We start from the raw sequence: 11,519 nt of genomic DNA on the forward strand, positions 1-11,519 counted from the left end.
CGCCCGTCACGCGACCCGGCCGCCACCAGCCCGTCGTGCGGCGCCTGCGGTCAGGAGATGCCCAGGGTTGCCAGGTAGGTGTTCGCCAGCGGGACGCCGGCGAACAGCCCGAGCATGGCCCCGGCGAGCATGAACGGCCCGTGCGGGACGGCGACCCCGCGGCCGAGCGAGCCCGCCACCCGCAGCGGGAGGAGGACGGCGGTGCCGATCGCGAAGCCCGCGAAGAGCCCGATCAGGGCGGCGGGCCAGCCGAGCAGGCCGAGCAGGAGGCCGAGCACCGGCGCCAGGGCGACGTCGCCGAGGCCCATGGCCCGCCCGCCGCTGCCGTAGTGCAGGACGGCGTAGACGAGGGTCCACGACCCGACGGAGACGCCGACCGCCGTCCAGTCGACCTCGGTGAGGCCGGCGGCCGCGCCGGCGATCACGACGAGCACGACCAGCAGCGTGGTGACCCGGGTGATGGCGAACGGCAGCCGCTGGTGGTCGACGTCGATCAGCGCCAGGGCGATGCCTGCGCCGACCACGACGAGGGCGGCCGCCAGCACGACCGGGTCGTCGACGCGCCAGGCGGTGAGCCCGAAGGCGACGCCGGTGCCGGCCTCGACCAGCGGGTAGCGCGCCGAGATGGGCGCGGCGCAGTCGCGGCACCGGCCGCGCAGCAGCAGCCACGAGAGCACCGGCACGTTGTCGCGCGCCCGCACCTGGTGCCCGCAGCCCGGGCAGGCCGACGGTGGGCTGACCACCGACAGGCCCGCGGGCACCCGGTGCACCACGACGTTGAGGAAGGAGCCGACGAGCAGACCGAGCACCGCCACCAGGGCGACCACCAGCCAGCCCGGCACGCCGGCGGCCGCGAGGGTCTCGCTCACCGCGGCGTCCCGTCGAGGGCCCGCTCGAGCTCGGCGTCGAAGGCGCGGCGCTCGTGCGGCTGCAGGACGTCGCGCACGACCTCGACGGCGTCCGCCGTGGTCGTCGGGTCTGCTCCCGCACCGTGCTCGGACACCAGGCCCGAGACGAGGTGCGCGACGAGGTCGCAGCGCAGGCCGACCGAGACCTGCGCGGCGTCGCCGGAGTCGGCCGCCGCGGTGAGCAGCACCGTCTCGAGCGCGGCGACGGCGTCGTCGGGCAGCAGGTCGGGCGAGACGTCGGGGTCGGGGTAGGGCGTGCGCGGCCCGCCCGGGTGGCCGGCGAGGTGGCCGGAGAGGTGGGAGGTGTCGCCGAGCATCGCCGTGACCGCCATGCCGCCGCTCAGCGCGGGGTCGACCAGCGACGAGGCGACGGCGCGTGCGCCGCTGATCGCGGTGGCGGGGTCGGCGGGGGCGAGGGCGGTCATGGCCTCGTGCAGGTCGACGGCGCGGTCGCCGACGAGCGGGGCGAGCACGCGCAGGTCGGCGGCCCACTGGGCGAGCGCAGCCTCGCGCATGCGGCCGGCGCCGGCGAGCATGCGCGACAGCGCGGCGTAGGCGTGCGCGGTGTGGTCGGGCCCGGGCTCCGCGACCGCCGAGGACGGGGCCGATGGGGCCGGGGTGGCCTGCACGGCGGCCGGTGCCGGCGGGGCCGGGGCCACCAGCGGCTCGACCTCGATGACCGGGGCGAAGACGGCCGGCGGCAGGGGGTCGGGCTCGGGCACGAGGTCGAGCTCGGAGGGGTGCGGGATGACGACCGGCTCGACCAGCAGGGGCTCGGCGTCCACCACGACCGGCGCGACGACCGGCGGCTCGATCACCACCGGTTCCACCACCGGCTCCACCGCCGGCTCCACCGCCGGCTCCACCGCCACGGTCTCGACGAGCACGGTCTCGAGGGCCGGGGGCTCGGGAGCGACGGGCTCGACCACCTCGGGCTCGACGAGCTCGGCCTCGACGACCTCGGGCTCCACGGGCTCGGGGGCGGTCAGCGGCTGGAGGGTCATGGTGGGGACGTCGGTCGGCCCGGCGACCCCCGCGACCGCCGCGACCGCGGCGACCGGCGCCACGGGAGCCGGAGGGGCGGCGAGGGCCGCGGGCTCGGCCACGGCCTGGCCGGCGAGCTGCGCGCGGGCGGTGGCGAGCGCCTCGGTGAGGGTCTCGACCTGCATCCGCAGCAGCCGCACCTCCTCGGCCGCGCTCAGCTGCAGTCCCGCCGCGGGCTTGCGGCCGCGCCCCTTCCCACCCGCGGACGACGGGGCCGCCGGCTCCGGCGACGGCGAGGCGACCGCCGACGTCGGGACCTGCGACGGGGCCGCCGTCCCGCCGTCGGCGCGGCGACGCTGCCGCACCATCGTCAGCAGCAGCGCCAGCAGCGCGACGAGCAGGAGGGGCAGCACGAGCAGGTGGATCGGGAGGGGCATGGTGCGCTCCGGCGTGGGGGGGTGGGGGAGGGCCACCCGGAGTGTCGTCAGACGCGGTGCGCGACTTGAGCCGCCCTTCGACAGGCTCAGGGCCCGTGGACGGGCCGGCGTCGTCGGCCCGGGTCTCGCACCTCGCCCTTGACGATGGTCGAGGTGCGAGGAGCCCTGGCGACGAGCCTCGAGACCACCGGGCGTCCGCCGAGGACGTTCGCATGAGGCCCCTTCGACGGGTTCGGGGCCCGGTCAGGACGAGCGGGCGGCGCACCACTTGGCGACGTCGGGCAGCCGCATCGGGTGGGCGACCCACCAGCCCTGGACGACGTCGCAGCCCAGCTCGCGCAGCACGGCGGCCGTCGCGTCGTCCTCGACACCGGCGGCGACCACCCGGACGTCGAGCGCGGTGGCGGCGGCCACGACGGCCCGCACGAGCCGGGTGACCCGCGCGACCTCGACCTCGTCGTCACCGGTGAGGCCGGCGACCAGGCCGCGGTCGATCGTCACCTCGCGCACGGCGGGGATGGCCCACAGCGCGGTCAGCGACGACCGGGCGGTGCCGAAGCCGCAGATGCTGAGCTCGAACCCGCGGCGGGCGAGCTCGTCGAACGTCGCGAGCGTGCCGGCGGGTGGGCGGCTGACCGGCTCGGTGATGCCCAGCACGATGTGCTCGGGGGCCAGCCCGCGGCGGCGAACGCGGGCGGTGAGGTCGTCGACCAGGCCGTGGCCGAGCACGTGGCGCCGGGTCACGTTGAGCATCAGCCGCGAGCCGGGGGCGGCGTCCAGCAGCCCGGGCAGGTCGTCGAGGGCGAGGTCGAGCAGCCGGGAGGTGAGCGGGCCCATGAGGCCCGAGCGCTCGGCCAGCGGCACGAACTGCGCGGCTGGCAGCAGGCCGAGGGCGGGGTGGTCCCAGCGGGCGAGGGCCTCGAAGCCGACCACCTCGCCGGTGGCGAGCCGCACCTGCGGCTGGTGCTCGACGACGAGGGCGTCGGTCGCGCGCCCCGAGGCCAGGTCGGCGGACAGCCGGCGGGTCAGCCGGCGGGCGACGTCGGCGGGCTGGTCGTCGGGGGTGCTGGCCCGCCACAGGCCGGTGCCGGCCGACTTGGCGGCGTACATCGCCTGGTCGGCGGCGCGCAGCAGCTCGTCGACGTCGTCCCCGTCGACGTCGCTGGTGGCCACGCCGACCGAGACGCCGACGCTGAGGGCGAGGTCGTCGACCCGCAGCGGGTCGCCGACGGCCTCGATGAGGGCCCGGGCGCGGGCGGCGCCGTCGGCGCGGCCGTCGAGCGGTCCGGCGAGCACGGCGAACTCGTCGCCGCCGAGCCGCACCACCTGGTCGTCGGGTCCCGACGCGGCGACCAGCCGCTGGGCGACGGCGTCGAGCACGCGGTCGCCGACATGGTGGCCGGCGGAGTCGTTGATGGTCTTGAAGCCGTCGAGGTCGAGCACGAGGACGGCGACCCGGGCCCCGCCGGCGTGCGCGCGGTCGACGACGTCCGGGCCGTGGTGCAGCAGGTGGTCGCGACCGGGCAGGCCGGTGAGCGGGTCGCGCGGCCCGTCGGGGGCGTGCGGCACCTCGGGCGCCGCGGCGGTGCCGGTGGCGCCCGCCGACGCCGGGGGCCCGGCGCTCACGACCCGGCGCTCACGACCCCGCGCCTCCCGGCGCGGCGGCACGCTCGGTGCCGGGGGGCGTGTCGAGCGGCGGGGCGACGAAGGTGCTGCCGGTGATGACCAGCGAGGTCGACTCGTCCTCGACGTTGAGGCCGACGGAGGTGATGAGGATGCCGCGCCGCATCTGCTCGAGGTTCTCGAGCAGGGCGGTGAACTGCTCGTAGGTGCCGGCGACGTCGATCGTCACCGTCTGCACGGCGAGGTCGCCGACCTCGGCCTTCGGCTGGTCGGCCCCCTCCTCGGCGGCCGCGGCGGCCTCCTCGGGGTCGAGGAGCACCTCGGGCACGCTCGGGCTGAGCACCTTGACGTCGCGCTCGGCGATGCCGGCGTCACCGGCCGCCTCGGTGACGGCGGCGAAGAAGCCCGGCTGGTCGGCCGTGGCCGGGAACACCTGGTCGAGACGGCGGGCCAGCTTCTGCAGCCGCGGCAGGTCGGCGGTCTGGCGCCGCAGCGTGGCCAGCTGCAGGCCCATGGCGCTGTTGCGGTCCTGGGTCTCGATGCGGGCCTGGTCGGTCTCGCTGATCTTGCCGAAGGCCGGGCCGATGAGGGTGACCCAGCCCAGGGCGGCCAGCAGCACCAGGCCGAGGGCGCCGAGCATGAGGGTGGCGGTGGGGCTCTTCAGGTTCACTGTCCGGCCTCCACGGTCGAGCCGTCGTCGTCGGTGGTGCCCGTCGTCCCGGCCGGCTCGGTCTGGTCGGCGGTGGGCGGGACGGCGGTGAGCCCGTCGTAGCGGCCGCTCAGCGCCTTCGACGTCAGGCCCACCGAGCCCTCGAAGGTGACGCCGCCCGGCCCGGCGGCCGCGTCCTCGCCGCCGTCACCGACGGTGAGGGTGGGGGTCTCCTCGGAGGTGGTGGCGCGCATGAACGGCTCGATGAACAGCCCGCGCTCGGCGAGCGCCTGCACCAGCGCGCTGACGTCGGCACGGTTGCGCGCGGTGCCGGTCAGCTCGACGCAGCCGACGAGCTCGACCGAGCCGAACGGGTCGGGGCCGGGGCACACGGCGGCCTCGGGCGTGTTCGCGTCGGGCGGCAGCAGCGTCTCCGGCGGCGGCAGCGTGATGGTGAGCGAGGTGTAGCGGGCGCCCTCGGGGAGGGCCTCGTCGAGGGCCGCGGTGATCTTCGCGGTGGCGGCCTGGCCGGCCATCGTCTCGACGACCTTCGTGCTGCGGACGCCGACGTCGGCGACGTAGGTGCGCACCGGGGCGAGCTCGCCGATCTGCGCCGAGAGCCCGCGGCCCACGGCCTGGTCGTCGGCGAGGGCCTGCTCGGCGCTGGCGAGGCTCATCCGGGCGGCCACGAGCGTGCCGGCGATGACGAGCAGCAGCGCCACGGCACCCAGCGCGAAGCGGGCGCGCAGCCGCCGCACGTGCAGCTCCTCGAGCACCCACGGCGAGAGCAGGTTGACCGACGCGGCGGCCGGCGGGGCGGCGCGGCGTCGTCCGGACGACGGCTTGGTGCGGCCGCGGCCCGCGCGGCCGCGTCCACGCTTCTCCGCCACCGGCTCGGGGGTCGGCTGCTCGGCCGGCTCGATGGGCGGCTCGAGGGTGGGCGCGCTCATGCGGTGGCCCCCAGGCACAGGCCGTAGCCGACCGCGAGGTCGCCGTCGTCGGCGGTCTCGGCGTGGCGGCTGCGTCGGCGCTCGGGCAGCACGAGCGGCGTCACGGGCAGGCCGACGGTGGCGGCGAGCAGGTCGCCGAAGCCGGGGTTGCGGCCGCCGAGGCCGCTCAGGACGATGCGGTGCGGCGCGTGCTCGGGGTCGGCGCCGGCGTGGAAGCGCAGGGTGTCGCGCACCTCGTCGGCGATGCGCTGCGCCGCGCCGCGCACGGCCCCGGCGGCCACGGCGCCCGCGGCGTCCGGGCGCAGCTGCAGGTGCCGCTTGGCCTCCTCGGCGTCGGCGTCGGGGCCGAGCAGCTCGGCCAGGGTGCGGGTGAGCCCGGCGCCGCCGAGGCCGGGGATGACGCGCACGAACCGCGGCAGGCCGTCGGTGTGGACGGCGACCGCCACCTTCTCGGCGCCGACGTCGACGACGGCCTCCGGGGCGCCGGCGGCGCCGTCGCCGAGGCCCTCGCGGCGGGCGCGGGCCGCGGCGCGCACCAGCGCGAGCGGGGAGAGGTCGGCGGTGGTGGGGCGCAGGCCGGCGGCGCGGACGGCGCGCACGGTCTCGTCGACGCCGTCGCGGGCGGTGGCGACGAGCAGCACCCGCACCATCCGCTTGCCGTCGCGCTCGACGTCCTCGAGCTGCACGTGGTCGATGTTGGCCTCGTCGACCGGCACGGGCAGCAGGTCGGCGACCAGGAACCGCATGGCCTTGCGCAGGTCCTGCGGCGGCATCCAGTCGAGCTCGACCGGCCGCACCAGCACCGACCCGCTGCCGACGCCGAGGCGCACGCTGCGGGTGGTGAACTTCTGCTCGTGCCACAGCCGGCGCACGGCCTTGGTGACCTCCACCGGCTCGCGCACCTGGCCGCCGTCCACGGCGCCGGGCGGCAGCGGCACGCGGCCGGCCTTGACGAGGCTGGCCCGCTTGCCGTGCGTGCGCACCTCGACGGCGCGGACGGCGCTGGTGCCGATGTCGAGACCGACGAGGGTGGGCATGGGGGCTCCGAACGGGGTGGGGGGTGGCTGCACCCGGAGCATCGGCGGCCCCCGGCCGCCACTTGAGCCACCCGTGCGCGGCGTTCGCGTGGTCCTCGCGCGGTCTCGAGGCTCGGCCGTGGCCGGCCTCGCACCTCGACCACCGTGGGTGGGTCGGTCCCGACGATGGTCAAGGTGCGAGGAGCCCTGGCGACGAGCCTCGAGACCCCTGGCCCCCCGAGGCCGACGCCATCCACGGACCCTGAGCCCGTCGAAGGGACCGAGCGCCCATGACCGAGCCGGGCCCCTTCAGCGCCGCCCACCCACGACCGATGACAGGGAGGACGAGCGTCAGCCGAGAGGACCCGCCATGCCCGACCCCCGCGCCACCGAGCTGCTGCACAGCCTGTTCGAGCTGGTGGTCCGGCGCGGGGCGAGCGACCTGCACCTGCGCCCGGGCGCGATGGCGAAGGTGCGGGTCTCTGGCCGGCTGGAGGACGCGACGTCGGCCCCGCTCGAGCCCGCGCTGGTCACCGCGCTCGTCGAGGCCTCCATGAGCGAGTCGGTGCACGAGGACTACCTCGCCCGCCGCGAGGCCGACTACGCCGTGGTGGTCGAGGGGCTCGCCCGGTTCCGCGCCAACGCCTTCCGCACCCGAGGCGCCGACGCCTGCGTGATGCGGCTGGTGCGCGAGACGCCGGTGCCGCTGAGCGACCTCGACATGCCGGTCTCGGTGCCCGAGCTGGCCCGCAAGCCGCGCGGTCTCGTGCTGGTCACCGGCCCCACGGGGTCGGGCAAGTCGACCACGCTGGCGGCGATGGTCGACCTGATCAACCGCGAGCGCGCGGTGCACGTGCTGACGCTCGAGGACCCCATCGAGGTGCTGCACACCGACCGCGTCGCCACCATCACCCAGCGCGAGCTCGGCAGTGACACCCTCGACTGGTCGGGCGCGCTGCGCTCGGCGATGCGGCAGGACCCCGACGTCATCCTCATCGGCGAGCTGCGCGACAAGGAGACCGTGCACGCCGCGCTCACCGCGGCCGAGACCGGCCACCTGGTGCTGGGCTCGATGCACACCAACGACGCCCGCGAGACCGTGAACCGCCTCATCGAGTTCTTCCCGGCCGAGGAGCACCAGCGGGTGCGAGCAGTGCTCTCGGGCAGCCTCGAGGGCGTGGTCTGCCAGCGGCTCGTGCCCCGCATGGACGGCGACGGCCGGGTCTGCGTGGTCGAGGTGGCGGTGCGCGACGCCCGCTTCGCCGAGGCCGTCGCCGAGCCCGAGAAGACCCACTCGATCCCCGACATCATCGCCTCGGGCGAGTACTCCGGCATGCAGACCTTCGACCAGCACCTGCAGCGGCTGGTGATGAGCGGCGTCCTCGACGAGAACAGCGCCAAGGCCAACGCCACCAACCCCCACGACCTCACCGTCATGCTCCGCCGGGCCGGCTGGAACCCGATCACCGTCTAGCCCCGAACGGCGCCCCGTCCCGCGTGCTCGACCGCGGTCGACCGGCACCGGTCCGCGAGCCCAGGGCCTCGCGGCAGAGCCCGTCGTGGACGGACGTGCCTCACGTCACGGGCCGATCAGCGCGAGCCCCGGCGTGCCGAGGGCCCGGACGCACCGGAGCACGGGCTCACGTGCCGTACCGCTGTAGTTGGACGCGATGGACGGGGGCACGATGCCCCCGCCGAGCCCCGGGTCCTCACCCACGGCTGCGCGAGCACCGTCGGGGAGGACGACCGCCTGGTCGTCGTCGTCCCAGACGGAACCGGTCGGCCACAGCGTCGCGTGGCCGTCGAGTGCGAGACAGCCGTCCTGCAGGGTGAGGACGCCGGGCAGCAGCGCGTTGGGATAGTCGACCGCGCGCCCGTCACCGGCGATCACCGGGTTGGGCGCCTGACGCTCGGGCGGGCCGCCGGACGACTGCTCGCCACAGCCCGCCACCGGGACCAGGGCCGAGACGCCTGCGACGGCGATGCCCACAGCCAGGCGCCTGAGGACACCGATGCGACTCACGGCGCCAGTCGACCACGTCGGCGTCCCGTCTTCCAGTGCCTCCGGGCCGATCGCCGCGCGGGTGACCTGCGCCGCGTCCGGCCGTGCTCGTCCTCGGGACGGTCGGCCGCAGGGTCATCCGACGACGACCGGACGCGGCCGGCGGACCAGGAGAGCGACGACCACGGCCACGCTCGAGACGACCGCACCCCAGGTGATCGCGGCGTGGACGCCGTCGGCGAGGGCCTCGATCGTCGGGGTCCCGCTGGCAGCGGAGGTCGAGACGCCGGTCATCACGGTGATGAACAGAGCCGTGCCCGCCGCGCCGGCGACCTGCTGGACGGTGCCGACGATGGCGCTGCCGTGCGAGTAGAGCCGCGCCGGCAACGACCCGAGGGCGCTGGTCATCAGCGGCGTGAACATGAACGCCAGGCCCACGGTCAGCAGGACGTGCACCGCGATGACGGTCGAGACGGCGGTGCCGGTGTCGAGGACGGTCGACATCAGCCACAGCGCGACCGAGGCCACGGCCGCGCCGGGCGCGACGAGCGGCCGCGGACCGACCCGGTCGAAGAGTCGCCCGACCAACGGCGCCAGGAGTCCCATGACGAGACCGCCCGGCAACAGCATCAGACCGGTCTCGAGCGTCGTGCGGCCGAGCACGTCCTGGAGGTAGATCGGGAGCAGGATCAAGGTGCCGAAGAGGGCCATCATGCTCACCGAGACCAGGGCCACCGCGATGCTGAAGGCCGGGGTCGCGAACGCCCGCAGGTCGAGGAGCGCGCGTTCGCGCAGGGCGAGCTGGCGGCGCACGAAGGCGGCGAGGGAGAGGGCACCGACGGTGATCGGCATCCAGGGCGCGACCGGGGTGTGCCCGGCAGCCGACTCGCCGATGCTGCTGAGCCCGTAGATGAGGCCGCCGAAGGCCAGCGCGGACAGCACGACCGACGGTACGTCGAGCGGCGTGCGACGCGGCTCGGTCACGTTGCGCACCCAGGTGGCGCCGACAGCCAGTGCCGCCACGGCGATCGGCAGCACGAGGAGGAAGATCCAACGCCAGCTGAGCCGGTCGAGCACCAGGCCCGAGACCGTCGGCCCGATCGCGGGCGCGACGGAGATGACGATCGAGACGGTGCCCATCATCTGGCCACGCCGCTCGGCCGGGACGACGTTGAGGATGGTCGTCATCAGCAGGGGCATCATCAACGCAGTTCCGACGGCCTGGACTACGCGGCCGGCGATGAGCACGCTGAAGACCGGTGCCGCGGCGGCGATGGCGGTGCCGAGGGTGAAGCTGCTCATCGCGGCGACGAACACGGTGCGCAACGGCAGGCGGGTCAGCAGCCAGCCGCTCACCGGGATGACCACGGCCATGGTCAGCAGGAACGCCGTCGTCAGCCACTGCGCAGTCGTGGCGGCGACGTCGAACTCGGTCATCAGGTCGGGGAGCGCGACGCCCATGACGGTCTCGTTGAGGATGACGACGAACGCGGCGCCCACCAACAGCGCCACCAGGCGGCCAGGTCGCTCGACCTGCGGGGCGCTCGGAACGGTCCGGCTGTCTACGGCGGTCACGGTGCTCCTCGGGATGCTGGGCTCGACGGGCGATGGCTCTCCGCGCCATCATGGCAGTCACTGCCAGTTAGGCGCAACGTGACGTGACGGTGGGTAGGGTGGACGGCATGACGGAGACCGGACTGCGCGAGCGCCGTCGCGCGCAGACCGAGCGCGAGATCGCCGACGCGGCCCTGACGCTCTTCGAGGAGCACGGAGTCGAGGCGACGACGGTCGGGCAGGTCGCTCGTGCCGCAGGCGTCTCCGAGCGCACGTTCTTCCGCTACGTCGCGGTCAAGGAGCTGGCCGTCTTCGCCGGCGACGCCGAGATCGGTGAACGGATCGCCCCGATGCTCGCCGACGTGACAGGCGACGAACCACTCTTGCCGCAGCTCGAGCAGGTGTGGGCCGAGCTCCTGCGCGGACTGGCCGAGGGCCGCGACGAGCAGCAACGCCGGATGCTGCGCGTGCGCCGACTCGTCCGGCGCGAGCCGGCCCTACGACTGGCAGCACTGCGGCTCGACGAGGAGCGCGTCGGTGACCTGGTGTCGTCCCTGGTCGAGAGCACCGGGCGCCCGGAACCCGAGGTCCGGCTCGTGGTCGAGGTCGGCGTCGCGGTCTTCCGCACCAGCCTCGATCGATGGGCCGACGCCGCCGAGCGTGGCGAGCACACCGACCTGCTCGCCACCTACACGGAGGCGTGCGTCGCGCTGCGCCGAGCCACGCGCTGACCTCGGGTCGCACCGTCGGTACCGGAGCCACGACCTGACCCGGTCGCGGTCCGGCGCAACGCCCGACCCCCACGGCGTCCGCCGGTCTCCACGAACCGCACGGACGCCGTGTCGCACTGACTACAGTGAGCCCGTGCCAGACGACGACCTGCCGCCGAGCGGCCAGCGCCGGACCATCACCGACGCCGTCGCCTCGCCCCACCTGGCGGAGGTCTCGCTGCCCGAGCTGCGGTCCTACCGCGAGCGGTTGCGGTCGGAGGAGGAGCGCATCTCCTACTGGCGCCGCCTGATCCACGCCCGCGTCGACCTCATCAAGGCCGGCAGCCTCGCCGACGCCCACGTGGACGCCGACGCGCTGGGCCGGGTGCTCGGCGACACCGGGCAGGGCCGCGGGCGGGCCGCGCTGCACCGCGTGCGTGCCGCCGACCCGCTGCCCGACCTGCCCGACCTCGAGGGCGTGTGGGTCACGCCGGTCGGCGAGGAGCAGACCGCCGAGGTGCTCGAGCAGCTCGCCGCCGCCGAGCACACCCTCAACGGCTACCGCCGCGCGCTGCACGAGCGCATCGACGAGGCCACCGCCGAGCTGATCGTGCGCTACAAGGCCGAGCCGACCCTGGCGCTCGCCATCCTCGCCTAGGTCGTGCGACCGATCGTGGTCTAGCCCG

11 protein-coding genes are annotated in these 11,519 nt (G+C 75.5%); 3 read left to right on the forward strand and 8 right to left on the reverse strand.

The annotated features are described in order from the left end of the window. Nucleotides 1–50: 50 nt before the first annotated feature. The 6 genes from ABEA04_RS05755 to pilM all read right to left on the reverse strand — a co-directional run bounded on the left by ABEA04_RS05755 (nt 51) and on the right by pilM (nt 6,588). Entirely contained in the window at nt 51–869 is an 819-nt protein-coding gene (locus tag ABEA04_RS05755) for a prepilin peptidase (RefSeq protein WP_345455433.1), read from the reverse strand. Further along, nucleotides 866–2,329 carry a hypothetical protein gene (locus ABEA04_RS05760; RefSeq protein ID WP_345455435.1) on the reverse strand — a complete coding sequence of 488 codons (1,464 nt, stop codon included), beginning with the start codon at nt 2,327–2,329 and terminating at the stop codon, nt 866–868. Before ABEA04_RS05760 ends, ABEA04_RS05755 begins: the two co-directional genes overlap by 4 nt. Before the next feature lie 243 nt (nt 2,330–2,572). Next, the gene (locus ABEA04_RS05765; RefSeq protein WP_345455437.1) at nt 2,573–3,955 is read right to left on the reverse strand and encodes a putative bifunctional diguanylate cyclase/phosphodiesterase; all 1,383 of its coding nucleotides are present in this window, start codon (nt 3,953–3,955) and stop codon (nt 2,573–2,575) included. A 10-nt stretch (nt 3,956–3,965) separates the two neighbouring features. Continuing rightward, complete coding sequence (locus ABEA04_RS05770) at nt 3,966–4,622, reverse strand: hypothetical protein (RefSeq protein WP_345455439.1); 657 nt, start codon at nt 4,620–4,622, stop codon at nt 3,966–3,968. Then, on the reverse strand, nt 4,619–5,551 hold the full coding sequence (locus ABEA04_RS05775; RefSeq protein WP_345455441.1) for a PilN domain-containing protein: 933 nt from the start codon (nt 5,549–5,551) through the stop codon (nt 4,619–4,621). Before ABEA04_RS05775 ends, ABEA04_RS05770 begins: the two co-directional genes overlap by 4 nt. Continuing rightward, complete coding sequence (gene pilM, locus ABEA04_RS05780; protein ID WP_345455443.1) at nt 5,548–6,588, reverse strand: type IV pilus assembly protein PilM; 1,041 nt, start codon at nt 6,586–6,588, stop codon at nt 5,548–5,550. The genes ABEA04_RS05775 and pilM overlap by 4 nt, the downstream gene beginning before the upstream one ends. A 349-nt stretch (nt 6,589–6,937) precedes the next feature. Between pilM and ABEA04_RS05785 the strand changes: the two genes are divergently transcribed. Further along, on the forward strand, nt 6,938–8,041 hold the full coding sequence (locus ABEA04_RS05785; protein ID WP_345455445.1) for a type IV pilus twitching motility protein PilT: 1,104 nt from the start codon (nt 6,938–6,940) through the stop codon (nt 8,039–8,041). A gap of 105 nt (nt 8,042–8,146) precedes the next feature. Here the strand turns inward: ABEA04_RS05785 and ABEA04_RS05790 are convergent, their stop codons facing one another. Further along, nucleotides 8,147–8,590, reverse strand: a complete 444-nt coding sequence (locus ABEA04_RS05790) for a hypothetical protein (protein WP_345455447.1) — start codon at nt 8,588–8,590, stop codon at nt 8,147–8,149. Between the two features lie 114 nt (nt 8,591–8,704). Then, the gene (locus ABEA04_RS05795; RefSeq protein WP_345455449.1) at nt 8,705–10,081 is read right to left on the reverse strand and encodes an MDR family MFS transporter; all 1,377 of its coding nucleotides are present in this window, start codon (nt 10,079–10,081) and stop codon (nt 8,705–8,707) included. A 170-nt stretch (nt 10,082–10,251) separates the two neighbouring features. Between ABEA04_RS05795 and ABEA04_RS05800 the strand changes: the two genes are divergently transcribed. Together ABEA04_RS05800 and ABEA04_RS05805 are read left to right on the forward strand one after the other, a co-directional pair. Then, entirely contained in the window at nt 10,252–10,854 is a 603-nt protein-coding gene (locus ABEA04_RS05800) for a TetR family transcriptional regulator (RefSeq protein ID WP_345455451.1), read from the forward strand. A 133-nt stretch (nt 10,855–10,987) separates the two neighbouring features. Continuing rightward, nucleotides 10,988–11,491 carry an RsiG family protein gene (locus ABEA04_RS05805; RefSeq protein ID WP_345455453.1) on the forward strand — a complete coding sequence of 168 codons (504 nt, stop codon included), beginning with the start codon at nt 10,988–10,990 and terminating at the stop codon, nt 11,489–11,491. Nucleotides 11,492–11,519: the final 28 nt, after the last annotated feature.

Source organism: Nocardioides marinquilinus (assembly GCF_039543705.1).
In the GTDB taxonomy this organism is placed as follows: Bacteria; Actinomycetota; Actinomycetes; order Propionibacteriales; family Nocardioidaceae; genus Nocardioides; species Nocardioides marinquilinus.

Bases quoted from the DNA above. Each gene is read 5' to 3' on its own strand.
- ABEA04_RS05760 (WP_345455435.1), bottom strand. From the start codon at position 2,329: ATGCCCCTCCCGATCCACCTGCTCGTGCTGCCCCTCCTGCTCGTCGCG.
- ABEA04_RS05775 (WP_345455441.1), bottom strand. From the start codon at position 5,551: ATGAGCGCGCCCACCCTCGAGCCGCCCATCGAGCCGGCCGAGCAGCCG.
- pilM (WP_345455443.1), bottom strand. From the start codon at position 6,588: ATGCCCACCCTCGTCGGTCTCGACATCGGCACCAGCGCCGTCCGCGCC.
- ABEA04_RS05785 (WP_345455445.1), top strand. From the start codon at position 6,938: ATGCCCGACCCCCGCGCCACCGAGCTGCTGCACAGCCTGTTCGAGCTG.
- ABEA04_RS05800 (WP_345455451.1), top strand. From the start codon at position 10,252: ATGACGGAGACCGGACTGCGCGAGCGCCGTCGCGCGCAGACCGAGCGC.